The sequence below is a fragment of the Ruegeria denitrificans genome (assembly GCF_001458295.1).
GTDB lineage: Bacteria > Pseudomonadota > Alphaproteobacteria > Rhodobacterales > Rhodobacteraceae > Ruegeria > Ruegeria denitrificans.
In genome coordinates this window covers 188,127-212,575 of record NZ_CYUD01000002.1, presented here as the reverse complement: position 1 = coordinate 212,575, position 24,449 = coordinate 188,127, and the positions used below count along the sequence as shown (strand labels likewise).

Annotated in this window: 20 protein-coding genes; 13 read left to right on the top strand and 7 right to left on the bottom strand. The window is 57.1% G+C overall.

Annotated features, from left to right (window positions below; genetic code table 11):
• Positions 1–193: 193 nt before the first annotated feature.
• Positions 194–1,588 (top strand): dihydrolipoyl dehydrogenase, encoded by a 1,395-nt coding sequence (gene lpdA, locus RUE5091_RS03840; protein WP_058280566.1) that lies wholly within the window; start codon positions 194–196, stop codon positions 1,586–1,588.
• A gap of 55 nt (positions 1,589–1,643) precedes the next feature.
• On the opposite strand, the gene RUE5091_RS03835 is transcribed toward lpdA, so the two are convergent.
• A complete protein-coding gene (locus RUE5091_RS03835) occupies positions 1,644–3,029 on the bottom strand; it encodes a dipeptidase (protein WP_058280565.1) in 1,386 nt (461 codons plus the stop codon).
• A gap of 320 nt (positions 3,030–3,349) precedes the next feature.
• On the opposite strand from RUE5091_RS03835, the gene hemA reads away from it, so the two are divergent.
• The 3 genes from hemA (at position 3,350) to ispG (ending at position 7,106) form a co-directional block, all read left to right on the top strand.
• Entirely contained in the window at positions 3,350–4,573 is a 1,224-nt protein-coding gene (gene hemA, locus RUE5091_RS03830) for a 5-aminolevulinate synthase (RefSeq protein ID WP_058280564.1), read from the top strand.
• Between the two features lie 128 nt (positions 4,574–4,701).
• Entirely contained in the window at positions 4,702–5,913 is a 1,212-nt protein-coding gene (locus RUE5091_RS03825) for a helix-turn-helix domain-containing protein (RefSeq protein WP_058280563.1), read from the top strand.
• A 71-nt stretch (positions 5,914–5,984) separates the two neighbouring features.
• Entirely contained in the window at positions 5,985–7,106 is a 1,122-nt protein-coding gene (ispG, locus tag RUE5091_RS03820; RefSeq protein WP_058280562.1) for a flavodoxin-dependent (E)-4-hydroxy-3-methylbut-2-enyl-diphosphate synthase, read from the top strand.
• 15 nt (positions 7,107–7,121) lie between these two features.
• Here ispG and RUE5091_RS03815 read toward each other — a convergent pair whose 3' ends face one another.
• The 3 genes from RUE5091_RS03815 to RUE5091_RS03805 form a co-directional block, all read right to left on the bottom strand.
• Positions 7,122–7,697, bottom strand: a complete 576-nt coding sequence (locus RUE5091_RS03815) for a Rieske (2Fe-2S) protein (protein ID WP_058280561.1) — start codon at positions 7,695–7,697, stop codon at positions 7,122–7,124.
• Between the two features lie 213 nt (positions 7,698–7,910).
• Positions 7,911–8,669, bottom strand: a complete 759-nt coding sequence (locus RUE5091_RS03810) for a DsbA family protein (protein WP_058280560.1) — start codon at positions 8,667–8,669, stop codon at positions 7,911–7,913.
• Positions 8,666–10,048 carry a M48 family metalloprotease gene (locus tag RUE5091_RS03805; RefSeq protein WP_058280559.1) on the bottom strand — a complete coding sequence of 461 codons (1,383 nt, stop codon included), beginning with the start codon at positions 10,046–10,048 and terminating at the stop codon, positions 8,666–8,668. Before RUE5091_RS03805 ends, RUE5091_RS03810 begins: the two co-directional genes overlap by 4 nt.
• On the opposite strand from RUE5091_RS03805, the gene RUE5091_RS03800 reads away from it, so the two are divergent.
• From RUE5091_RS03800 to RUE5091_RS03770, 7 genes are all read left to right on the top strand, one after another.
• Positions 10,047–11,210: a pyridoxal phosphate-dependent aminotransferase gene (locus tag RUE5091_RS03800; RefSeq protein WP_058280558.1), complete on the top strand. Its 1,164-nt coding sequence runs from the start codon at positions 10,047–10,049 to the stop codon at positions 11,208–11,210. The genes RUE5091_RS03805 and RUE5091_RS03800 overlap by 2 nt on opposite strands.
• A gap of 66 nt (positions 11,211–11,276) precedes the next feature.
• Positions 11,277–12,497 (top strand): N-acetylmuramoyl-L-alanine amidase, encoded by a 1,221-nt coding sequence (locus tag RUE5091_RS03795; RefSeq protein WP_058280557.1) that lies wholly within the window; start codon positions 11,277–11,279, stop codon positions 12,495–12,497.
• 95 nt (positions 12,498–12,592) lie between these two features.
• Complete coding sequence (locus RUE5091_RS03790; protein WP_058280556.1) at positions 12,593–15,079, top strand: penicillin-binding protein 1A; 2,487 nt, start codon at positions 12,593–12,595, stop codon at positions 15,077–15,079.
• A gap of 90 nt (positions 15,080–15,169) precedes the next feature.
• Positions 15,170–16,297: a peptide chain release factor 2 gene (gene prfB / locus RUE5091_RS03785; RefSeq protein WP_058280555.1), complete on the top strand. Its 1,128-nt coding sequence runs from the start codon at positions 15,170–15,172 to the stop codon at positions 16,295–16,297.
• A 24-nt stretch (positions 16,298–16,321) separates the two neighbouring features.
• Complete coding sequence (locus tag RUE5091_RS03780) at positions 16,322–17,005, top strand: M50 family metallopeptidase (RefSeq protein WP_058280554.1); 684 nt, start codon at positions 16,322–16,324, stop codon at positions 17,003–17,005.
• Positions 17,006–17,101: 96 nt separating this feature from the next.
• Positions 17,102–18,502, top strand: a complete 1,401-nt coding sequence (locus tag RUE5091_RS03775) for an amidase (RefSeq protein WP_207383714.1) — start codon at positions 17,102–17,104, stop codon at positions 18,500–18,502.
• 25 nt (positions 18,503–18,527) lie between these two features.
• On the top strand, positions 18,528–19,310 hold the full coding sequence (locus tag RUE5091_RS03770) for a DUF2189 domain-containing protein (protein ID WP_058280553.1): 783 nt from the start codon (positions 18,528–18,530) through the stop codon (positions 19,308–19,310).
• Between the two features lies 1 nt (position 19,311).
• On the opposite strand, the gene RUE5091_RS03765 is transcribed toward RUE5091_RS03770, so the two are convergent.
• From RUE5091_RS03765 to RUE5091_RS03755, 3 genes are all read right to left on the bottom strand, one after another.
• Entirely contained in the window at positions 19,312–20,064 is a 753-nt protein-coding gene (locus RUE5091_RS03765; RefSeq protein ID WP_243470707.1) for a helix-turn-helix domain-containing protein, read from the bottom strand.
• Positions 20,065–20,358: 294 nt separating this feature from the next.
• Positions 20,359–20,919, bottom strand: a complete 561-nt coding sequence (gene ilvN, locus RUE5091_RS03760; RefSeq protein WP_058280552.1) for an acetolactate synthase small subunit — start codon at positions 20,917–20,919, stop codon at positions 20,359–20,361.
• A gap of 60 nt (positions 20,920–20,979) precedes the next feature.
• On the bottom strand, positions 20,980–22,731 hold the full coding sequence (locus tag RUE5091_RS03755; RefSeq protein ID WP_058280551.1) for an acetolactate synthase 3 large subunit: 1,752 nt from the start codon (positions 22,729–22,731) through the stop codon (positions 20,980–20,982).
• A gap of 425 nt (positions 22,732–23,156) precedes the next feature.
• Between RUE5091_RS03755 and RUE5091_RS03750 the strand changes: the two genes are divergently transcribed.
• Positions 23,157–24,002, top strand: a complete 846-nt coding sequence (locus RUE5091_RS03750; protein WP_058280550.1) for a HalD/BesD family halogenase — start codon at positions 23,157–23,159, stop codon at positions 24,000–24,002.
• A gap of 47 nt (positions 24,003–24,049) precedes the next feature.
• Entirely contained in the window at positions 24,050–24,433 is a 384-nt protein-coding gene (locus RUE5091_RS03745; protein ID WP_058280549.1) for a bleomycin resistance protein, read from the top strand.
• Positions 24,434–24,449: the final 16 nt, after the last annotated feature.

The following is a 24,449-nucleotide window of genomic DNA, read 5'->3' as shown; positions in this document are numbered from 1 at the left end:
TTTATGAAAGGGCGGATAAACCCGACCCCTATGTTCTAGCCATAGAAGCAGACCCGGTATAGGCTGAATTCAGCATAAACTGATACCGATGATCCCGCGTCGCATTTGTCGCGGGAATGGTGTGTTGATGCGTTCCAGAATTTAGTTTAATGGTAAACTAAATTTTTCAACCATCCTGCGCCGAGAGGGAAACATGGCTGCACAATCTTTTGATCTGATCGTAATCGGCGCTGGTCCGGGCGGCTATGTCGCTGCTATTCGCGCAGCACAGCTGGGCCTGAAAACGGCTGTGGTCGAACGTGAACATCTGGGCGGCATATGCCTGAACTGGGGATGTATCCCGACCAAGGCGCTGTTGCGTTCCTCCGAAGTGTTCCACTTGATGGAGCGCGCCAAGGATTTCGGGCTTAAGGCGGATAAGGTCGGGTACGATCTGGACGCTGTCGTAAAACGTTCGCGCGGTGTGGCGGCCCAGCTTTCCGGCGGCATTGGTCACCTGCTGAAAAAGAACAAAGTCACCGTGGTGATGGGGCAGGCGACGATCCCCGCCAAGGGCAAGGTCTCGGTCAAGACAGACAAAGGCACCGAAGAGCTGACGGCCAAGAACATCGTGCTGGCCACTGGTGCGCGGGCGCGGGAACTGCCGGGGCTTGAGGCCGATGGTGATCTGGTCTGGACGTACAAGCACGCGTTGCAACCGCCGCGGATGCCCAAGAAACTGCTGGTCATCGGCTCGGGCGCGATTGGTATCGAGTTTGCCAGCTTCTACAATACGCTGGGTGCCGATACTACTGTTGTCGAGGTCATGGACCGCGTGCTGCCGGTGGAAGATGCCGAGATCAGCGGGCTGGCCAAGAAGGCCTTTACCAAGCAAGGCATGACCATCATGGAAAAAGCGATGGTCAAGCAGCTGGACCGGGCCAAGGGCAAGGTTACCGCGCATATTGAGGTCAAAGGCAAGGTCGAAAAGCACGATTTTGATACTGTGATCTCGGCCGTGGGGATCGTTGGCAACGTCGAAGACCTCGGGCTTGAAGCCTTGGGCGTGAAACTCGACCGCACTCATGTCGTGACTGATGAATTCTGTCGCACCGGGGTTGAAGGGCTGTATGCCATTGGCGACATCGCGGGCGCACCTTGGTTGGCGCACAAGGCAAGCCACGAAGGCGTGATGGTCGCGGAACTGATCGCTGGCAAACACGCGCACCCTGTAAAGCCCGAAAGCATCGCCGGTTGCACTTATTGTCAGCCGCAAGTGGCTTCGGTCGGTTACAGCGAGGCAAAAGCCAAAGAGCTGGGCTACGACATCAAAGTCGGCCGCTTCCCCTTCATCGGCAATGGTAAGGCCATCGCTCTGGGTGAGCCGGAAGGTCTGATCAAAACGGTATTTGATGCCAAAACCGGCGAGCTGCTGGGCGCGCACATGATCGGCGCGGAAGTGACTGAATTGATTCAGGGTTACATCGTTGGTCGACAGCTGGAAACGACAGAAGAAGACCTGATGAACACGGTCTTCCCGCACCCAACTCTGTCGGAAATGATGCACGAAAGCGTTTTGGATGCTTACGGCAAAGTCATTCACATGTAATCTGTGAGACGATACCTAAACAAAGGCACCGCCAGTCCGGCGGTGCCTTTTTTGTTTAGCGGGTCAGGGCGTCCAGAATCCGGGCCCAGGACCGGATGCCTTTGTGAAAGCTTTTCACGTCGTACTTCTCGTTCGGTGAGTGGATGGCATCATCGTCATTGGCATAGCCAACCAGCATCGAATCCAGCCCAAGCTCGGTATTAAAGTACCCGACGACAGGTATGGAACCGCCCATCCCGGTGAATACGGCCTCGCGTCCCCATTCGTCCGATAGGGCGCCACGCGCAGCCTCGAACTCGGGGCGATCCAAATTCATGACCGAGGCGGGGGACCCTTCCAGATCATTGTCCCAGTCGACCTTGGCGTCCGGCGACAAACGCTCCTCTACATGTTTGCGGATTTTGTCGCGCAGGCTGTCAGGATCCATGTCGCCGACCAGACGGCAGGTGATCTTGCAATGCGCCTGCGACGGGATCACGGTTTTCGAACCCGCGCCGTTATAGCCGCCCCACAGGCCGTTGACCTCAAGCGTCGGGCGCGCCCATTGCTGTTCCAGCGCCGAATACCCCTTTTCGCCATGGGGTTGCGAGTAACCGACCGAGTTCAGATATTCAGCCTCGTCAAACCCGCAGTTTTGCCACTGGCGCAGTTGCTCGGCAGGTATTTCGTGGACACCTTCATAGAAACCCTCGACGGCGACACGGCCGGTTTCGTCGTCGTAGAACGAGGCGATGATCTTGGACAATTCCCGCAGCGGGTTCAGGCCGGGGCCGCCGTAATGGCCCGAATGCAGGTCAATGCGCGGACCGGTGATGGTGAATTCGTCCTTGAGCATGCCGCGCAATTGCGAGGAAATCGACGGCACACCACGTGATACCATCGAGGTGTCGCAAACCAAGGCCAGATCTGCCTTCAACTCGGCCGCGTTTTCCCGAAGGAACGGAACCAGAGACGGAGACCCCGATTCTTCTTCGCCCTCGAAGAAAAACGTGATGCGGCAGGGCAGGGAGCCGTTGACGGCTTTCCACGCTCGGCAGGCTTCGACAAAGGTCATCAACTGGCCTTTGTCATCTGACGACCCGCGCCCGCGAATGACCGGGCCATTGTCAGTGTCTTCAATGGCGGGATCGAATGGGTCGCGATTCCACAGCTCCAGCGGGTCAACGGGCTGCACGTCATAGTGCCCGTAAAACAGAACATGAGGTGCGTTGCTGTCCTCTCCAACATGGCCGACGACCATGGGATGGCCGGTGGTTTCGCGCTTTTCCGCTGCAATACCTATGCTTTGCAGGTCGGCCACCAGCCAGTCGGCGGCCTGATCCACCTGTTCGTCATAGGCCGGGTCGGTCGAAATAGATGGAATGCGCAGCAGCTCCATCAGGCGGTCGATTGAGGTTTGCAGATCAGCGTCGATGCGGTTCAGAACGGCGTCCAGCGACATGGGGTTCTCCTGCTTTCAAGATTTGGCCGAACCCTATCAGCGCCATCAGCGCCGTCCAGTGTGCTTTGGCGGGAATATGGTATAATATCGGAAACCCGGATGGGTGCCTGCGTCGTTTCCTCGCGCCCGACTGCCGTAACTTTACTTGTCGACACGGGTACGAGGAGATATTTGATGCAAATCAAATATGTGATCCCAATGTCGTCTATACGTACTGGGCACAAGGGAACGCATTGGCGTATACCCGGATTCGTCCGGTGAGGGCGTCAGAAATTTTGTCCGGTCTATTATGAATTGGCCGGGCAGGTAAGGAGATACCGGTGGACTATACTGCTCAGCTCGATACAGCGATTGCCAGGCTGCATGATGAAGGACGCTACCGGACCTTCATCGACATCGAACGCCGTAATGGCCATTTCCCGCATGCAGTGCGGACGCGCCCGGACGGATCGCAGCAGAATATCACCGTGTGGTGTGGCAATGACTATTTGGGTATGGGCCAGCACCCGGTTGTTCTGGACGCCATGCACGAAGCCGTTGACGCCGCCGGCGCTGGTTCGGGCGGAACCCGCAATATCTCGGGCACCACGGTCTATCACAAGCGCCTTGAAGCTGAGCTGGCTGATCTGCATGGCAAGGAGGCAGCGCTGCTGTTCACCAGCGCATATATCGCCAACGACGCGACACTGAGCACTTTGCCCAAACTGTTCCCCGGCCTGATCATCTATTCCGACGCGCTGAACCATGCGTCGATGATCGAAGGCGTGCGCCGCAACGGCGGTGCCAAACGCATCTTCCGTCACAACGATGTGGCCCATCTGCGCGAACTGCTTGAGGCTGACGACCCCAAAGCACCCAAGCTGATCGCATTTGAATCCGTTTACTCGATGGATGGCGATTTTGGTCCCATCGAGGAAATCTGCGATCTGGCCGATGAATTCGGCGCGTTGACTTACCTTGATGAAGTTCATGCTGTCGGCATGTACGGCCCGCGCGGTGGCGGCGTGACCGAGCGTGATCGTCTGGCGCATCGTATCGACATCATCAACGGCACCCTCGCCAAAGCCTTTGGTGTGATGGGCGGCTATATCGCGGCCAGTGAGAAAATGTGTGACGCCGTGCGTTCCTATGCTCCGGGCTTTATCTTCACCACGTCGTTGCCGCCTGCGGTGGCAGCAGGGGCGGCTGCGTCGGTCGCCTATCTGAAAACCGCAACGGATTTACGCGAGCAGCACCAAACACAGGCCAAGGTTCTCAAGCTGCGGCTCAAGGGGCTGGGCCTGCCGCTGATCGACCACGGTACGCATATCGTGCCAGTGATCGTAGGTAATCCTGTGCATACCAAGATCCTCAGCGACCGGCTGCTGGATGACTATGGCATCTATGTACAGCCGATCAATTTTCCCACCGTTCCGCGCGGAACCGAACGTTTGCGCTTTACCCCATCTCCGGTGCATGGACCCGGTGAGATTAACCGTCTGGTGCAGGCTATGGACGAACTTTGGTCACATTGTGCGCTAAATCGCGCCGAACTTGCCGGATAACCTCACGCCAAAGTGTGCAATAGGTTTGCCGCGTGTTAAGCTTAAGCTAACAAAAGTAACGGACGAATCGTTAAAGGGATGATTCGCCGTTAGCGTGAAACACGCGCAGGCAGAATGGGGCAGCAGGGATGATTGGGCGCAGATCTCAGCGCGATTCCAAAGGTGAAGCCGACGTCAGGCCAAAAGGCTATGACGATTACGAAGTACGGCTCGGCGACATGATGCGCGGTGAACGCGCAACAATGGGCAAGTCCCTTTTGGATGTGCAGCGGGAACTGCGGATCAAGGCCAACTACATAGCAGCCATCGAAGACGCCGATCCAGACGCGTTCGACACACCCGGCTTCATCGCCGGGTATGTGCGTTCTTATGCCCGCTATCTGGGGATGAACCCGGATGACACTTTCGCTGCCTTCTGCAAGGAAAGTGGGTTCGAGGTTGCACATGGCATGTCGGCCGAGGCTTCGGTTGTCCGCAAGCCCTCGGGCGCGGTTGCAGCACGCGGCCCGATGGGGCGCGACCCCTTTATCTCGCCCAACACGCCTTTCGTTCCCGGAAGGGAATCTCTTGTCAGCCAGATTGAACCGCGGGCCATCGGATCGTCGCTGGTTTTGGTCGCAGTTATCTGCGGCATCGGCTACGGTGGCTGGTCGGTTCTGAACAAGATCCAGCAAGTACAGGTCAGCCCGGTCGAGCAAGCCCCGGTGGTTCTGTCCGACCTTGATCCCTTGGATGCCGCGCGCGAAAGCGTCGAAACTGAGATTGCCGTTGCGACCAAACCCAGTGCCGAGGCGCTGGATCGCCTGTATCGCCCGCAGGCGCTGGACGTACCTGTTCTGGTCGCCCGTGACGCCCCGATTTCCACGCTGGACCCACGCACCGTGGGTACTTTCCAGCCACAGGAACTGCCCAAGGTTGAGGTCGCCGAGGTTCATACCGTTGAACGCCCGGCCTTGCCACAAGTGGTCGAGCAAATCGACACCACCCTGAAAATCGTTGCGGTGAACCCTTCCTGGATGCGGGTCACTGCAGCGGACGGCAGCGTTATCTTTGAAGGTACCCTTGGTACCGTTGAACAGGGCAGCGTGTTTGAGGTTCCGTTGACGGAAGAGCCGCCGCTGCTGCGTGCGGGTGCTTCGGGCTCGGTCTTCTTCTCGATGAACGGCGAACATTATGGACCGGCTGGCGCGCCGGGGACCGTCGCCAAAGGCGTTGTTCTGTCCAAGGATGCAGTTGCCGAAACCTATGCGGTGGCTGATCTTGAGGCCGATCAGAACAGCGCGCTGAAACAATTGGTGGCCGAACTACAGGCCCAGGTTTCAGAAGAACCCGCCGAGTGATCTAGCCATTGCGGTGACCTGGTAGGCGGACTATCTAAAGACCCAACTCAAGTTGTCTTGGACCCGTCCCCATGTCGCTCAATCATGTTCGCCCGTGGCGCAATATCTACCGCCGTAAATCCCGTCAGATCATGGTCGGGGATGTTGCCGTCGGCGGAGATGCTCCAATTGCCGTACAGACGATGACCAACACGCTGACGACCGATGTTGCCGCGACCGTAGCGCAGGTACAGGCCGCAGCCGAGGCAGGTGCCGATATCGTGCGCGTGTCAGTACCCGATGAAGCGTCATCGAAAGCCCTGAAAGAGATCGTGCGCGAATGCCCGGTGCCGATTGTGGCCGATATTCATTTCCACTATCGCCGCGGGATCGAGGCCGCCGAGGCCGGTGCCGCCTGTCTGCGGATCAACCCGGGTAATATTGGTGATGAAAAGCGGGTGAAAGAGGTCATCAGCGCGGCGCGTGACCACAATTGCTCGATCCGGATTGGCGTGAATGCAGGCAGTCTGGAAAAGCACCTGCTTGAGAAATATGGCGAACCGTGCCCCGAAGCGATGGTTGAAAGCGGGCTCGAGCATATCCGAATCCTGCAGGACAACGACTTTCACGAATTCAAGATCAGCGTGAAGGCCAGCGACGTATTCCTGTCCGCCGCCGCCTATCAGGGTATCGCCGAGGCGACCGACGCCCCGATTCACCTGGGCATCACCGAGGCAGGAGGTCTGGTGTCGGGGACAATCAAATCGTCTATCGGGTTGGGCAATCTGCTTTGGATGGGCATTGGCGATACGATCCGCGTCAGCCTGTCTGCCGATCCGGTCGAAGAGGTCAAGGTTGGCTATGAGATCCTGAAATCTCTGGGCCTGCGCCATCGCGGTGTGAACATAATCTCATGCCCGTCCTGCGCGCGGCAGGGGTTCGACGTGATCAAGACGGTCGAAGAGCTTGAGCAGCGGTTGGAGCACATCAAGACCCCGATGAGCCTGTCCATCATCGGGTGCGTGGTCAACGGCCCGGGCGAGGCATTGATGACCGATGTCGGCTTTACAGGTGGTGGGGCTGGATCGGGCATGGTCTATCTGGCGGGAAAGGCCAGCCACAAGATGTCAAACGACCAGATGATCGACCACATCGTCGAAGAGGTCGAGAAGAAGGCGGCTGAGTTGGACGCCGCTGCTGAAGCGGCAGAATAGGGCGCGAAGGCAAGCCTATTTCGGCGCTGGCAATCTTGAAGTGTCAATAACGACAAATTGCCCCTCTACGTTGGTCCTATGTGGTGGCACTACCAGGATTTCATTGGTTGGGCCTTTCTGAGGGCGGCCCCACATGTCGTAGTGCACACCGGCGCACGGATCGAAGAACCCCGCATAGTTGCCAGTTTTTGCTAGTATAATACACCCGAGCCCTGCAGTGCTTATCAGGCTGACGATGAACCACTCAAGACGCGCAAAAACTTCGGGACCTAGCTCCTGTTTAAGCGAGCCACTTTCTAACAATCCAGACCATTCTTCCAGAGGGACACTTGGGTCGAATTGCGCCATTGCACTTGCCATTTCTGCAAGATCACGACGCCAAATAGTGACCGGCTTCCCTTTGACTTTCAGCAATCTCGCGTCGCCGGGTTTCCAGCTTGCAATCCGGACAGTACCTGGTCTGTTTTCATAATGGGCTTCAACGTCAGCTGTTGGAGCCATGCCGGAAAACAGAAAATACAGACCGATTGTGACGGTCATCAATGCCCATCCTGCCGTTAAGTAGTAAAGGGCAGCGCCTTTCTTTTTCATAGGTTACTTGCTCAAATTCTGCTTAATCAATCGCGCTTTAGTTGAATGCTGTCGAAAAGCCCATTTAGGGAAAAGCGTTTGCCGATTTTTCCGAATGGCTTTGAGAATAATAAGGAAAACGAGTACGCCTGAGATTGGGTCAGAGAGGAGATATACTCTCACTGAACCTCGGAACGGTAGTTGGCAAGGGGCGGTTTGACCGCCCCAAACCTACTATCCCTGCTCGGCGCGCACAGCGTCGGCAATTTGTATCATCTGATCCGCAGGTAGGAAGCCGCGCAGCATTTCTGTGCCCAGAATGAAAGACGGCGTTCCGGAAATCTGCATCCGCTGCGCCAACGCGCGTGTACGCGTGATTTCATCGGTTACTTGATCGCTGTCCATCGCGGCGATGATCGCGTCGCTGTCCAGACCTAGACCATCGGAAATGCGGCGCAGGGAAATCTCGGTCGGTTCGCCGCCAAATTCCAGCAGAGCGTCGTGCACTTGTTTGTATGCGTCGTCACCGGCCACATGTTTGGTGGCCACTGCAAAGCGCGACGACAGGACCGAGGCCTCACCCAGAATTGGGAATTCCTTGATCACCAGCCGGATATTTCCGTCCTCGGACAGAAGGCTCGCCACTTCCGAGACTGCACGGCGGCAATATCCACAACGATAATCCATGAATTCGACCAGCGTTATGTCGCCGTCTGGATTGCCTCCCACCCAGCTGTAGCCGTCATTAAACAGCTCATCGGCATTAGCGGCCACCAGTTCCTGGTCAGCGGCGGCCTCGGCAACCGCGTTGCGTTGTTCAAGGATGTTGATCGCCTCGATGATCACCTCGGGGTTCTCCAATAGGTACTCGCGCACCTGTGCGCCAAACTCTTCCTTTTCCGAAGGACTGAGCGCGTTCAGATCCAGCGCTTGCGCAGGGCCAGTAATCAGGGAAAGCCCCAGAAGGGCGGGTGCTGCATGTCTGAGGATCATTTCCGTTTCCTTTTCGCTTTCTTTGCGCGTTCCGAAGCAATCAGCACATCTTGTGCCCTTTGCCAACCCGATGAGCCTTCGGGCAATTGTCCAAGGGCTCGTTTTGCGTGAATTCCCGCATCGGCCAGTCGGCCATGCAGGGCATATCGTTCCGCAGTCACGACCGAGGCCATGCCGTTGTTGCCAACCTTTGCATATGCGACCCCGAGGTCTTGCATCAGTCTGGCGTTTCGATAATCTCTTTGACGAGCTTTCTCAAGGACTTGCAAGGCAATCTTCGTCTGACCTTGCGCCAGTAGAGCACGCCCGTACCCAGCTAAAATCAATGCATCATTAGGGGCCAATTCGACCGCCTTGCCATAGGCCTGCACCGCATCCTGAACTTGACGGTTTTCCAGCAGAATCTGGCCCTTGAGCTCATAATAAAACGGATCATCCGGGCGAATTGCCAATGCCTCGTCAATGTTCGCGCGGGCATTGGCCAGATCACGGTTCTGATGATAGGCCGAGGCCTCGCGCATCAGGCGCACATCCTGTGCGTTTTCCTCTTTAGCGCGTCGCATGGTCCATGTCGGGGACCTAAGAAAGGCCGACAGCTTACCTTTGACCCGCGCGAACCAGTAATCGGCATTTGGGTCCGTCGTTGACCAGTCGCCGTGTTGCTCCATAAACCTTTGGGCCACGCGCAGGCGCTCGCGACTGGTGGGGTGCGACCGCATATAAGGGTCCTGATTGACGGTATTCAGCAGTTCCTGACCCGCGAATTTCTGATGCAGTGCGACCATTCCAACGGGCGAGATACCGGCCCATCTTAGATAGCTGGCGGCACTTTGATCGGCCGAGGATTCCTCGGCCCGTGTGTGCCCTAAAAAACTGCGCAGCGCGGCGCTTTGGGTGCCTGCCGCAATGCCTGCCGCCGCCTCCCCACCGCCAGCGGCCGCAGCAATCAGGGCCAGCGCGGTTCCGAACCCTGCTTTGCGCTGTGCGACGCGCAGGTTCTCGGCCCGTCGCGCCAAGTGACCGTTGGCGATATGCGCGGCCTCGTGGGCGATAACCGCCTGCAGCATTTCGGGGCTTTCGACATTTAGAATCAGCCCGTAATTCAGGTAGATCGCGCTATAATCTATGACAAAGGCGTTGAACGTGCGGTCATTGACCACCAGTATCTTGACCCGGTTGGTGTTCAGCCCAGCCGCGCGCAAAATCGGAAAGGCTAGCTCACGCAGCCCGTGTTCGATATCGGGGTCTCGGATCAAGCCCTGAGCGTTCGCCGGAACAAGGCTTGCCATCCATGTCACTGCCACCAGCAACAGGGTCGGGATTGACGCCACCCTGGATAAGCGTTCAAAAGCCATGGCTGAAACATGGGAGATTGGCATGAGAAACTCAACCCGGTCCGGGGTCGATCCCTTTATCGTGATGGACGTGATGGAGGCCGCACGCCGCGCCGAAGAGGCCGGGCGCCACATTATCCATATGGAGGTCGGCCAGCCTGGAACCGGTGCGCCCAAAGGCGCAGTTCAAGCCTTGGGTAAGGCGATGGAACAAGCCCCGCTGGGCTATACGGTTGCTTTGGGCCTGCCGCAGCTGCGGCAACGGATCGCACGTCTGTATGGTGAGTGGTACAATGTCGATCTGAATCCCGAACGTGTGGTGATTACCCCGGGATCATCGGGCGGATTCCTGCTGGCCTTCACTGCGCTGTTCGACAGCGGTGACCGCGTTGGCATCGGCGCGCCAGGCTACCCATCATACCGGCAGATTCTAAAAGCTCTGGGTTTGGTGCCGGTCGATCTGCCCACTGCACCGGAAAACCGTCTGCAGCCCGTGCCCGCAGATTTTGCCGGACTTGATCTGCAAGGTCTGATGGTCGCGTCCCCGGCGAACCCCACAGGCACCATGCTGGATCACGCAGCTATGGGCGCGCTGATCGAAGCCGCGCATGGACAGGAGGCGTCGTTCATCAGTGACGAGATTTACCATGGTCTGGAATATGAGGCCAAAGCCGTCACAGCGCTGGAACTGACGGATGAGTGCTATGTGATTAACTCATTCTCGAAATATTTCTCGATGACCGGTTGGCGTGTCGGCTGGATGGTCGTGCCCGAGGATCAGGTGCGCGTCGTCGAGCGCATCGCCCAGAACATGTTCATCTGTGCGCCTCATGCCAGCCAGTTGGCGGCGCTTGCTGCGATGGATTGCGACGAGGAATTGCAGGCCAATCTGGACGTATATCGCCGCAATCGCGCGCTGATGTTAGAGGGTTTGCCCAAAGTCGGGTTCACCAATATCGCTCCGCCCGACGGGGCGTTTTATGTTTACGCTGATGTTTCCGACCTGACCGAAGACAGCCGTGCCTTTGCGGCTGAGATTCTGGACAAGGCTGGGGTGGCGGTGACACCGGGGCTGGATTTCGATCCTGTGCGCGGGCACCAGACGTTGCGGTTCTCGTATGCGCGATCAACTGCGGATATCGAGGAAGGGTTGCTGCGTCTTCAGCGTTTCATGGCTGAACGCGGTGCGATCACAACTCCGGCGTAGCCCGTTCACAAATTCGCTTTGGTCCGTTAATCTGACCGTCAAACGATCTCGGGAAAACTTGAGGCCATGAGCAGGATTTTCTACGCCATCGCGCTGATCTGGGCGCTGAGCAGTGCTGCGTTCGCGCATGATTTCAGTGCGCTTGCACGTGTGTTGCCCGAGGATAGCCGCATTACCGATGACGGCCGTGCCGGCGTTCGGGTTGAGTTAGGCGTCAGCCAAGGCGTACCTTACCGGGTCTTCACTCTGCGCGATCCATACCGCGTTGTGCTGGACTTTCAGGAGGTCGACTGGACCGGGCTGGAGGTCGACTCTTTCCTGCAGACCGACCGGATCAGCGACGTGCAATTCGGCACCTATGTGCCCGGCTGGTCGCGCATGGTACTGGAATTGGGCGCACCGCTGGCCGTTGATACCTCTGACCTGCGGGTGGACCAGGTCAATGGGACAGCACACCTATCGCTGAGCCTGAGTGGCACCGATTTCGACAGTTTCGCTGCCACCGCCGGGGCGCCACGTCAGCCGGGATGGGACCTGCCGGAACCTTCAGTGACGCCCGCCAAACCCGGTCAAAATGGGACACGCCCATTGCTGGTGATGCTGGACCCTGGTCACGGTGGCATTGATCCGGGGGCCGAAGTCGCAGGAACAGATGAAAAAACCCTGATGCTGATCTTTGCCCGCGAACTGCGCGAAACGCTTCTGCGGGCCGGGGGATACCAAGTGGTAATGACCCGCGTGGACGACCATTTCGTCAGTCTGGAGCGACGCATTGCGCTGGCGCACCGTGCGGGCGCGGATGTGTTCATCTCACTGCATGCAGACAGCCTGTCCGAAGGCCGCGCTCATGGCGCGGCGGTTTATACGCTGTCCGATGATGCCTCGGACGTGGCCAGTCACAAACTGGCTGAACGCCATGATCGCGGCGATCTGATTTCGGGCGTGGACCTGAGCGGCACCGACGATCAGGTGACCGATATCCTGCTGGATATTGCGCGGCAAGAGACCAAACCGCGCACTCATACGCTGGCGCAGGCGGTGGCCGACGGTTTGGCACAACACGGCGGGCCGATGAACAGCCGGCCCATTCGTACGGCGTCCTTTTCAGTGCTTAAGGCGGCGGATATTCCATCGATCCTGGTCGAGCTTGGATTTCTGTCCAGCCCCAGAGACCTGAAAAACATAACGAATCCGGAATGGCGCAAGGGTATGGCACGCGGAATCCTAAGCGGACTGGAGCAATGGCGGCAAGACGATCTGGTCAAACGAGCCCTGATTGGGCAGTGACGCTGCGGCGCAAACCGGCTAATATTGGCCATCGTGTTTTGACCCTGCGCCGGGGCACCACTATATAGGCGGCAGCGCGAGTAAAAGGCAGTAACGTGATCCGTTTCATTCTTTCGTTTTTCGGGGCAATCTTCAGCCTCGTTACCTTGGGTATTTTTATGGCTGCGCTGGTGATTGGCGCGGTCTTCTGGATGTATGGGCGCGACCTGCCCAGCCATGAATCTTTGGCGCAATACAAGCCTCCGACGATCAGCCGGATTTACTCGGGCGAAGGCCAACTGATCGACGAATTCGCACAGGAACGCCGTCTATTTACTCCGTCCGAGGAAATCCCTGATCTGGTGAAGCAGGCCTTTATCTCTGCCGAGGATAAGAACTTCTACACTCATCAGGGCTATGACCCGCGTGGCATCATTGCTGCGGGTGTCGAGGCCGTAAAATCCAAAGGCGAAAATGTTCGTGGGGCGTCCACGATCACACAGCAGGTAATGAAGAACTTTCTGCTGTCCGGCGACCGTCGCGCAGAGCGTAAGATCAAGGAAATCATCCTTGCCACCCGGCTTGAGGATACGTTGGACAAGGAACAGATCCTCGAACTCTATATGAACGAGATCTTTTTGGGCCAGAACTCCTATGGTGTGACTGCTGCGGCGCAGACTTATTTCAACAAAACGTTGCAGGAACTGGCCCCACACGAGGCCGCAACCCTTGCTGCAATGCCCAAGGCACCTTCGGATTACCATCCTGTACGCCAGAAAGAACGTCTTCTGGCACGACGGGATTACGTACTACGAGAGATGCATCAGAACGGCTATATTGATCAAGCAACCTATGAGACCGAGGTTAACCAGCCGCTTCGCTCGGTTCAGAATGGCGATTTCGAAAGCTTCCGCACCGCGTTACCGCCGCGTGACTATTTCACTGACGAAATCCGCCGCCAGCTGAGCGAGGATTTTGGTGAGGGTGAGTTCTTTACCGGCGGCTTCACTGTCCGCGCCTCGGTGGACGAAGAGATGCAGGTCGAAGCGGCCGATGCGCTGCGCACCGCGCTGCAGAAATATGACCGTTCGCGCGGTAAATGGCGCGGCACCGGCGAGGTGATCCCAGAAGACAAACTGATCGACGAAGTCCAGTGGCGCGAGGCGCTGGCAATCCTGGAAATCCCGCGCGATGTGGTGCTGCCGACGCAATGGTATCCGGCGGTGGTTCTAAACGTAGGTGAACAGCAATTGGCGGTAGGCATCGAGGATGGCCCCGCCGACGGCGTTGTGCCGCGTTCGGACATCAAATGGATGCAGGGGGATTTCGCCGCCAATTTCAAACGCGGGGATGTCATTCTGGTGATGGCCGGGGAAGAAGGCCAGTGGTCTGCCCGTCAGGTGCCCGAAGTGCAGGGCGGCTTTGTAGCAATGGACGTGAATTCGGGCCGTGTTCTCGCAATGCAGGGTGGATTCTCATATCAGGATTCTGTGTTCAACCGCGCCACGCAGGCGCAACGTCAGCCGGGATCGAGCTTCAAGCCCTTCGTCTATGCGGCCGCGCTGGACAGCGGCTATAGCCCGGCCACTATTGTAGTCGACGCCCCGATCGAGGTGAACACGCCGCAGGGTCTGTGGCGACCCAAGAACTCGACGAATAAATTCTATGGTCCAACCCCATTGCGTACTGGGATTGAACAGTCTCGGAACTTGATGACGATCCGCCTGGCGCAAGAGGTCACGATGCCTGTTGTCGCGGGGTATGCAGAACGGTTCGGTGTTTACGACCGGATGGGCGCATTCCTTGCGAACTCGCTGGGGTCCGAAGAGACAACGCTTTACAAGATGGTTGCCGCCTATGCGATGTTCGCCAACGGTGGTGAGCGGGTCGAGCCCACTCTGGTTGACCGTATTCAGGATCGGTTCGGCAAGACAATTTACCGCCATGATGACCGTCAGTGCGTGGACTGCAACTCTAGCTGGCTTGAGCCGGACGAGTCTCCGACCATTGTGACCGATCGCTGGCAGGTTATGGATGCGATCACCGCGTATCAACTGACGTCGATGATGAAGGGGGTAGTGGATCGTGGTACTGCGTCGCGTGTCGTTAACCTTCCGGTTCCGACGGCGGGTAAAACCGGTACGACGAACGAATCCAAGGATGCGTGGTTTATTGGCTTCACGTCCAACATCGTGGCCGGCTGCTATATCGGTTATGACCGCCCGCGCCCGATGGGGCGGGGAGCCTATGGCGGCACCATGTGCGGACCGGTCTTCCAGAGCTTCATGGAAAAAGCTGTCGAGAAATACGGCGGCGGTCCGTTCGAAGTGCCCGAAGGCGGCCACTTTATCAAGATCGACCGTTTTAGCGGCGCGCGTCTGCCTGCGGATGCGACCGGAGATTACGTGGTGGCCGAGTATTTCCGCGATGGCGTCGACGGCTTTATCGATCGCATCTATGACGGTGGCTTTGCGGTCGGTTCCGACTTGCCTTTGTTCGAAGAGGTCAGCAACGGCCGTCAGGTGACCACATCAACCGGCAACACCATCACCGTTGGTCCCAATGCCAGCCAGGGCGATCTGCAGGGTGGTGGGCTTTACTAACAACTGAAATGTTTCGGGGCTCCGCTGTCTTGTGGTGTCCTGAACCTCTTGCTATCACGCAAGCCTGATTGAGTAAGTTGGGACAAGACCATGCGCGCCGAAACCCAGAATACCGTGGCGGATATCGAAAAGTCGCTGGAGCTGCTGGCGCAGCGCATGGACTATGAAACCGCGCCGCACCGTCTTGAGGAATTTAATGCGCGTGTCGAGGATCCCAACCTGTGGGACAACCCCGAAAACGCACAGAAACTGATGCGCGAGCGTCAGTTGTTGGTCGATGCGATTGAGACCTATGAAACCATCAAAACCGATCTGAGCGACAATATCGAGCTGATCGAACTGGGTGAGATGGAAGAGGACGACGAGGTCGTCACTGACGCCGAAAACGCCATCAAAAGCCTAAAAACCAAAGCCGCCAAGAAAGAGCTTGAGGCACTGCTGGACGGTGAAGCTGATGGCAATGACACGTTCCTGGAAATCAACTCGGGCGCGGGTGGTACGGAAAGCTGTGACTGGGCCTCGATGCTGGCGCGGATGTACATCCGTTGGGCCGAGAAAAAGGGCTATACGGTCGAGCTGCAGTCTGAGACAGCGGGCGAAGAGGCGGGTATCAAATCCGCCGCCTACAAGATTTCTGGCCATAATGCCTATGGCTGGTTGAAATCCGAAAGCGGTGTTCACCGGCTGGTGCGGATTTCGCCCTATGACTCGGCGGCTAAGCGGCATACCTCGTTCAGCTCGGTCTGGGTTTATCCGGTGGTCGACGACAATATCGAAATCGAGGTGAACCCGTCAGAAATCCGTATCGACACTTACCGGTCTTCCGGTGCCGGCGGTCAGCACGTGAACACCACGGACTCGGCGGTGCGGATTACGCACATTCCAACCGGGATCGTTGTGACCAGCTCTGAGAAGTCGCAACACCAGAACCGCGATATCGCGATGAAAGCGCTGAAATCGCGTCTTTATCAACAAGAGCTGGACCGTCGCAACGCAGATATCAACGCCGCGCATGAGGCCAAGGGCGATGCGGGTTGGGGCAACCAGATCCGGTCTTATGTCTTGCAGCCCTATCAGATGGTCAAAGACCTGCGCACCAACCACGAAACCTCAGACACCAAGGGTGTTCTGGACGGGGATCTGGACGGGTTCATGGCGGCCACGCTAGCGTTGAACGTGGCAGGCAAAAGCCGGTCCGAGGCGCAAGGCGAAGGTTAACAGCAGACCTGCGGGAATTCAGAGATGCGTGTGATCAAAGGCCATTGGCAACTGATCGTGATCGTCGGGCTGATCTTTGCGCTTTGGCAAACTCCAATTGTTCTTCCGCTGAAGATACTTGTTGTTTTCTTACACGAACTGTCGCACGCGATCATGATCGTTGTGACTGGCGGATCGGTGGAAAGCTTTTCTATCTCTCCACAGCAGGGCGGCCTTGTCACCGCCAGGGGCGGAAATCGTTTTCTGAGCCTGTCGGCAGGTTATCTGGGGTCTTTGGCGCTGGGGATGGGGGTGTTGGGCGTTGCCCTGCGTACGCATTGGGACAGGGCTGTTCTGGCTGGTTTCGGAGCCGCCATGCTTTTGGTGACATTGCTCTATGTCCGCGATCCTTTTGCGACGATGTTCTGTGGTGTCGCTGGGGGCGGGATGCTTGCCATGGGGTGGTATTTGAACAGACCGCTATGTGATCTTGTCCTGCGGATCATCGGACTGACCAGCATGATTTACGTTCCCTATGATATTTTTGACGATACAATCAGACGCTCGGGTATCCGGTCGGACGCGTATATGCTGGCCGAGGAATTTGGCGGCGCTACCGTAATGTGGGGTGGCGCTTGGCTTATTCTCAGCATTTTTTTAATCTTTTTGTGCCTGAAATATTTCCTTAGCAACGATAGTAATCTGAGAATTGGTCAAAAAGTCTGGTGACGCCGGTTCGGCTTTGCCAAAAGATGTATTGAAACAGTGGGTTTAAATAGAGAAGGGCCGCAGCTAGGCTGCTCTTGCAAAAGGGATGAGCCTGGGATGGAATTGAGCCGAACAACTGCAAGTGACCTGTTGAATGCGCTCTCGACCAGGCAAGTATCGACCCAAGAGGTGATGCAACAAACGCTGAACCGGATCGGCGCTGTCAATCAGGCCGCGAATGCCATTGTGGCTTTGCGCGACCCGGATGATTTGATGGCTGAGGCCCGCGCATTGGACGCCGGGCCGAACCGTGGTCAACTGCATGGATTGCCGATTGCAGTCAAAGATGTGGTGAACGTGGCGGGGATTGTGTCGTCGCAGGGTTCTCCAATATTTAAGGGCCATATCCCACAAAGGGATGATCTGATTGCCGCGCGGATGCGGGCGGCCGGAGCGATCCTGATAGGCAAGACCAATGTGCCTGAATTCGGTCTGGGCTCTCATACCTTCAATCCGGTCTACGGAGCAACGGCCAACCCATACAATCTGACGCGGACCTGTGGCGGATCATCCGGCGGCGCGGCCGTGGCGCTGGCCACCGGGATGGTGGCGCTTGCGGATGGATCCGACGCCATGGGCAGCCTGCGTAATCCAGCTGCCTGGAATAATGTTTACGGGTTCCGGCCCAGTTGGGGGCGGGTGCCATCTGAACCAGTAGGTGATGGATTTCTGCATCAACTGTCCACCTTGGGACCCATGGCGCGGAGCCCCGAGGATTTGGGTCTTTTGCTGGACGTGATCTCGGGGCCAGATTCGCGGCAGCCATATGGGGGAGCCCACCCCAATATCTTTCCGGTGAAGGCGGCGGATATGCGCGGCCTGCAGATCGGTTGGCTGGATGATTGGGGTGGGGCCTATCCATTTGAGGATGGCATACGCAAGATGTGCCAGGACGCATTGTCAGTGTTCACTCAGCAAGGGGCCGAGGTCGTCCCTGTCGCGCCGCCGATTGAGGCAGAGCGCCTTTGGGACACCTGGACGACCCTGCGGTCCTGGAGTGTTGCTGCAAGCCTTGCGCCGCTTGCCGATCAGCGCGAAGCGTTGAAAGACACTGCACAATGGGAACTTGACCGCGGCCTGACCCTGACCGCAATGCAAGTGCATCAAGCCAGTGTTGTGCGATCAGAGTGGTTTCGGCGTGCGGCAAAGTTGATGCGCGACTATGACGCCTTGGTATTGCCATCGACCCAGGTTTGGCCCTTCGAGATCGAAACGCCGTATCCAACGGAAATTGCAGGGCAACGGATGGATACCTATCATCGGTGGATGGAGGTTATGGTGCCTGTCAGCCTGATCGGCTTGCCCTGTCTAGCTCTGCCAGTAGGGTTCGGGGTCAATGGATTGCCGATGGGGATGCAGGTGTTTGGTCCGCGTGGGGCGGATGCCCGCATCTTGTCGATTGGAGCAGCCTATCATGCAGTGACAGGATGGCCACAGAAACGACCGGCCACGCCGTAGAACCGGCATCGGAGGAGGACAGAACATGGACAAGCCATTTGGCGTTCCGGATATGGGGCCGGTGAATAGAGAGATGTTACGCGAAGCCCTGCGCCGAGCCTGGGCCGACTTTCGTCGGGCCCCGGTCTTTGGGCTTTTGTTCGCAGGGTTTTATGTGCTGGCCGGTTGGTTCATGGCGTGGATCACGGTACAGACGAACACGTCCTACTGGCTGGTTCTGGCTGCGATCGGGTTTCCTTTGCTTGGGCCGTTTGCAGCGGTGGGGATGTATGAAGTCTCGCACCGGTTGGAACAGGGCGAACCCTTGGATTTCAAATCTATTTTCGGGGTGGTGGTACAACAGGGGCGGCGTCAATTGCCCTCGATCTGTGCGATTATCGTGGTGATTTTTCTATTTTGGTTTTTTCTGGGTCACATGATCTTTGCCTTGTTCATGGGGCTGTCGACAATGACCAACGTGTCGACCTCGTTTGAGGTTTATGCGACGGCCAATGGGCTGATGATGTTGACAGTGGGCAGTGTCGTAGGGGCCGTGTTCGCGACAGTGCTTTACATGATCACCGTTCTTTCGATCCCGATGTTGCTGGATCGTGAATTGGATTTTGTGACCGCGATGATCGCCAGCTTCAGCTATGTTCGAGACCATTTCGGCGTCATGCTGCTATGGGCTGTATTTATCGCGATCCTGACCTTTTTGGCCATGATACCGTGGTTTCTGGGCTTGTTTATCGTGTTGCCGCTATTGGGGCACGCAAGCTGGCATTTGTACCGGTTGATTACACAATCAGCAGATGAAAACGCGGCGTAACCTAGCCAGCTGCTTGCTGCAGTGAGCGTTCCGCGTGACGCGCTGTGCGCGCCGCGGCCAGAATAGCCGACGGGTCCTCGCCCAGATGACGCAGTAGAATGCGCCGGGTTGTTGTTGCGCTGGCCGTGGTTTTGGACAAACAGATCGCCACGCCGCGCCAACGATCTGAATTGTCCTCGGACCCACGCGTCACCAGATATATCCGGCTGTTTTGGGACGCCCGGCTGGACATCAGAATGTATATCTGTCGACCGGCGCAAGCCGCGATCCCCTGAACTTCGCGGTCGGTCGGGGCGGCACCGGGCATGCCCGGGCGCGGCTCATAGCCACGTACCAGAGTGCATTGAGGCAATCGGCGTGCATGAAACAACCTGTGTCGCGAGGGGCGGGGATCATCCACCTCAGTTTCCGTCGCATAATAAAACCCTGCCGGAAACAAGTTCTCCGTCAGTGTTGTCGGGCCCGAACCCAGAAAATCAGTCAGGGCTGACGCCGCGGGGTGTGTGGGTGAGCGGTCAATCTCGTCCAGAGGGCGCAACAGTATGCGGGCGTCGACTTCGAAAAAACGGCAAATCCGGTCCAGCACGTCAGGTCTGGGAAAGCTTTCTCCGCCCAGATATCTGTTGAACTGTGTACGGTTGATACCCAGTTGGCGACACAGTTCTGAAACCGAGGAAAATTGTTGCGCAAGTTGCCTGAGATTGGCGCCGAACATCCTGCGCAATTCGTCCGGGTTACGGATGTCTTTGGTCATTGGTGTCCCAGGTTCCCGCGACTTGTTTTAGAATACTGAACATGTTCGACCTGGCGGTCGACAAAACGCACACAACATACAGATGACACTAACGGGCGCATCCCAACGCCACGTCACACCCAAAGGCTAACGTTCAAACCTACAAACGCAATAGGCTTTATCTTATTTTGTGTGATCTTTTTTGGGTTGTATTGCACAAAAAATCAGCACTCGGCTGGTTTCAGCTTACAGATTGGCAAAACGGCCCGGAAATTCCCCACCCTTGTCGAGTGGCCCGAGAGGGTGGGGGAAAAGTTATTCGCCGCGCAACAGGGCAGCAACACCGGTACGGGCCACTTCGACCAGACCCAGCGGGCGCATCAAATCTGCAAAGGCATCGATCTTGTCCGGCGCGCCGGTGATTTCAAAGATGAATGAGTTCAAGGTGCTGTCGACCACATTGGCGCGGAAGATATCGGCCAGACGCAATGCTTCGACCCGTTTGTCGCCTTCACCAACAACTTTGATGATAGCCAATTCGCGTTCGACCGCGTCGCCTTCGACGGTCAGGTCATGCACGTCGTGGACTGTCACGATACGGCCCAGCTGCGCCTTGATTTGCTCGATCACCTGCGGCGTACCGGTGGTAACGATGGTGATGCGGCTGAGGTGACCGGTGTGGTCGACCTCGGCCACGGTCAGGCTTTCGATGTTGTAACCACGGCCCGAGAACAACCCGATCACACGGGCTAGGACACCCGGCTCGTTCTCGACCAGAACCGCGATTGTGTGGCGTTCCTGCACGTCCGAAAAGGTGGGGCGTAGGTTATAGGCCGAATGGCGGGTAGAGCCTTTTTTGATATGTAGGGCAGACATTTATGTCCCTTTCATCATCCTATTGGCGTCGGGCGTAGCCAAACGCCCAACGGTATTTCGTCAAACCAGAACCGAGCCCTTGGAATCGATCACGCCCTGCGTTTCGGCCTCGCCCAGCAGCATCTCGTTATGCGCCTTGCCCGAGGGGATCATGGGGAAGCAGTTCTCGTGCTTTTCAACCAGACAGTCAAAGATCACCGGACCGTCATAGTTGATCATCTCCATGATCGCGTCATCCAGATCGGCAGGGTCCGAGCACAGGATACCCTTGGCACCAAACGCCTCAGCAAGCTTGACGAAATCGGGCAGAGCTTCGGACCAGGAATGCGAGTACCGCTCGCCATGCAGCAGCTCTTGCCACTGACGGACCATACCCAGACGTTCGTTGTTCAGGATGAACTGCTTTACTGGCAGGCGGTACTGCACTGCGGTGCCCATTTCCTGCATGTTCATCAGCCACGACGCCTCACCCGCCACGTTGATAACCAGCGCGTCGGGATGCGCCATTTGCGCACCAATAGAGGCGGGGAAGCCATAGCCCATCGTGCCAAGACCACCTGAGGTCATCCAGCGGTTGGGGTCCTCGAAACCAAGATACTGTGCGGCCCACATTTGATGCTGGCCAACTTCGGTGGTGATATAGCGGTCGTGGTTTTTGGTCAGCTCTTCAAGGCGTTGCACCGCATATTGCGGTTTGATTGTCTTTTCGCTGTTGGTGAAAGCCAGACAATTCACCTTGCGCCAATCGCTGATCTGCGCCTGCCATTGCTTGACGGCAGCCGCGTCGGTCTTACGGCCGCGCGATTTCCAGACCTTGAGGATGTCCTCAAGCACATGCGCCACGTCGCCAACAATCGGGATGTCCACGCGGATCACCTTGTTGATCGAGGATGGGTCGATGTCGATATGTGCCTTTTTCGAATTCGGTGAGAAGGCATCAATCCGCCCGGTAATCCGGTCATCGAACCGCGCGCCGACGTTGATCATCAGATCGCAGTCATGCATCGCCAAGTTGGCCTCGTACAGACCATGCATCCCCAGCATGCCCAGCCAGTTCTCGCCAGATGCCGGGTAAGCACCCAGACCCATCAGGGTCGAGGTGACCGGGAAGCCTGTCGCATCAACCAATTCGCGCAGCAATTGGCTGGCAGCAGGCCCAGAGTTGATGACGCCGCCACCTGTATAGAAGACCGGCTTCTTCGCGGTCTCGATTGCTGCGACCAATTCGGTGATCTCTTCCAGATCGCCCTTCAAAACCGGCTGGTAGTGCGAGGTCGACGGCTTTGGCGCGCTATATTCACCTGAGGCAAACTGGACGTCTTTGGGAATATCGACCAGCACCGGACCCGGACGGCCCGCAGTGGCGACATGAAATGCCTCATGCATGGTTTCGGCCAGCGAATCCGTGTCCTTCACCAGCCAGTTATGTTTGGTGCAGGGGCGGGTGATGCCGACGGTGTCGGCTTCTTGGAACGCGTCCGAGCCGATCATGAAGGTCGGAACCTGTCCGGTCAGAACCACAATCGGAATCGAATCCAGCAACGCATCCGTCAGGCCGGTCACCGCGTTGGTCGCACCGGGGCCGGATGTTACCAGCGCAACGCCGGGCTTGCCGGTTGATCGCGCATAGCCTTCGGCGGCGTGGATCGCGCCCTGTTCATGCCGCACCAGAATGTGACGGATATCGTTTTGCAGAAAGATCTCATCATAGATCGGTAGGACGGCGCCACCGGGGTATCCGAATACTGTGTCCACGCCCTGATCCTTGAGGGCCTGAACTACCATCTTTGCGCCGGTCATCTCACGTGTCATCTGCTTTGCTCCGTTCGCGACATGTGTCTTGCGTTTAGCATAAAAAAAGCCCCCGAGATTTTTCGGAGGCGCATGGGTTCGATTATGGTTTACCGTTACCGGCCCATGCGCGTGTTTCCTACGATTACGACTAGCGCTTTCATCGCCAGAGGCTCCTTTTCAGCTTGGCAGGGACATTATGGGCGGGCGATGGGGGCGTCAACCGGCAATCGTACCAATTTTGTAACTCGAGATGCAGTTTTTGCGACATTTTATTGCGCAGATTGCCGCAGGTTGGGAATTTCCGCGAATTTTGGCCCATTCAAGGCACGTAAAGCTAATTTCCCACAGGTCTGAAAGCGTCAAAGCGATGTCCAAAATTGACATGAGTGGTTGGGTTCTGTGCGGCACGCTGGTCTCAGTTGAACAGGTATGGGAGGCGGAAAATGCTGCAGGACTTGATAGATCTGGGGCGGTATCCGATCGATCGACCGGGGTCGCGAGGTTATGATCAGATGATCGCGGATGTGCGGCGCGAGCTTGATCAGGATGGTTGTGCGGTTCTGCCCGGATTTGTCCACGAAGACGGGTTGGAGCAGCTGGTGCACGAGGCGGGTGAGGTTTCCCCACAGGCGCATAGGTCTTTCAACAGGACCAACGCCTATTTCACAAAGGATGATCCGCGTTTTGGGATCGGGCATCCGATACGCCGTTTCTATGAACGCTCAAACGCCTTTGTCCCGGCGGATAATTTTGCCACCTCGGGTCCTTTACGCCGAATTTACGAATATGAGTGGTTTATGCCCTTTGTCCGGGACGCGTTGGATGAGCCGGAAGACCGGTTCTTTCGCTACGATGATCCTCTGGCCGACGTGATTATCAACGTAGTCGAAGAGGGGCAGGGCTTTCCCTGGCATTTCGACACCAACAATTACACCGTCACGCTGGCCATTCAGAACGGAGAGGCCGGGGGTACGTTTGAATATGTGCCCAATCTGCGCACGGCCGACGATGAGAATTTCAAAGCCGTGGCTTCGGTTCTGGACGGAAACAGGGCGCGGGTGCGAGAGCTGGCGTTACAACCGGGGGACCTGCAGATATTCAAGGGGCGGTACGCGCTGCACAGGGTGGCGCCGGTAACGGGTGCGCGCACCCGATATGTTGGGATTTTCTCATTCGTCGAAGCGGAGGGGATGTGCGGTGGCGTTGAACGCACACGGCAACTTTACGGGCGTGTATTTTCGCATCATCATGCGCGTGAAGGAACACGGAGGGATCAATTGCTGGACTGAAATATCTGAGGTTAAAATACAGGGGATTGTAGCAACCGGAGGGTTCGATGCCCAAGATTTTGCAACTTACGCCATTTGTGTTGTGTTCGTCCCTGCAAAAGCAGATTGATTTCTACTGCAACCGTTTGGGATTTTCTTGCGGGTTCCAGCAGGACAATTACGCCTATTTGTCATTGGGGTCGTTGGCTATCCGGTTGTTGGAATGCCCGCAGCGTGATGACGGTCGGCCGTTAGGAGAAGATCAGTCTTTTTACATAGATGTCGACGGGATCGACGAATTGTACGACAGCTTGCGACCGGAATTGTCTGACCTGTCAGAAGGGCGTGTGCGCCCGCCGTTCGACCAACCCTATTTGCAGCGCGAGTTTCACGTCATCGACGAAGACGGAACGTTGGTGTTTTTTGGACAGGATATCCGTCCAAGGGATTAAGCCCTCCCGCCCGTTG

Coding starts and splice junctions, on each gene's coding strand:
- lpdA (WP_058280566.1), top strand. CDS start 194: ATGGCTGCACAATCTTTTGATCTGATCGTAATCGGCGCTGGTCCGGGC.
- RUE5091_RS03810 (WP_058280560.1), bottom strand. CDS start 8,669: ATGATCCTCAGACATGCAGCACCCGCCCTTCTGGGGCTTTCCCTGATT.
- RUE5091_RS03780 (WP_058280554.1), top strand. CDS start 16,322: ATGCGTGTGATCAAAGGCCATTGGCAACTGATCGTGATCGTCGGGCTG.
- RUE5091_RS03800 (WP_058280558.1), top strand. CDS start 10,047: ATGAGAAACTCAACCCGGTCCGGGGTCGATCCCTTTATCGTGATGGAC.
- RUE5091_RS03745 (WP_058280549.1), top strand. CDS start 24,050: ATGCCCAAGATTTTGCAACTTACGCCATTTGTGTTGTGTTCGTCCCTG.
- RUE5091_RS03770 (WP_058280553.1), top strand. CDS start 18,528: ATGGACAAGCCATTTGGCGTTCCGGATATGGGGCCGGTGAATAGAGAG.
- RUE5091_RS03765 (WP_243470707.1), bottom strand. CDS start 20,064: ATGACCAAAGACATCCGTAACCCGGACGAATTGCGCAGGATGTTCGGC.
- RUE5091_RS03755 (WP_058280551.1), bottom strand. CDS start 22,731: ATGACACGTGAGATGACCGGCGCAAAGATGGTAGTTCAGGCCCTCAAG.
- ilvN (WP_058280552.1), bottom strand. CDS start 20,919: ATGTCTGCCCTACATATCAAAAAAGGCTCTACCCGCCATTCGGCCTAT.
- ispG (WP_058280562.1), top strand. CDS start 5,985: ATGTCGCTCAATCATGTTCGCCCGTGGCGCAATATCTACCGCCGTAAA.
- RUE5091_RS03835 (WP_058280565.1), bottom strand. CDS start 3,029: ATGTCGCTGGACGCCGTTCTGAACCGCATCGACGCTGATCTGCAAACC.
- RUE5091_RS03795 (WP_058280557.1), top strand. CDS start 11,277: ATGAGCAGGATTTTCTACGCCATCGCGCTGATCTGGGCGCTGAGCAGT.
- RUE5091_RS03825 (WP_058280563.1), top strand. CDS start 4,702: ATGATTGGGCGCAGATCTCAGCGCGATTCCAAAGGTGAAGCCGACGTC.
- RUE5091_RS03750 (WP_058280550.1), top strand. CDS start 23,157: ATGCTGCAGGACTTGATAGATCTGGGGCGGTATCCGATCGATCGACCG.
- RUE5091_RS03775 (WP_207383714.1), top strand. CDS start 17,102: ATGGAATTGAGCCGAACAACTGCAAGTGACCTGTTGAATGCGCTCTCG.
- prfB (WP_058280555.1), top strand. CDS start 15,170: ATGCGCGCCGAAACCCAGAATACCGTGGCGGATATCGAAAAGTCGCTG.
- RUE5091_RS03815 (WP_058280561.1), bottom strand. CDS start 7,697: ATGAAAAAGAAAGGCGCTGCCCTTTACTACTTAACGGCAGGATGGGCA.
- RUE5091_RS03805 (WP_058280559.1), bottom strand. CDS start 10,048: ATGCCAATCTCCCATGTTTCAGCCATGGCTTTTGAACGCTTATCCAGG.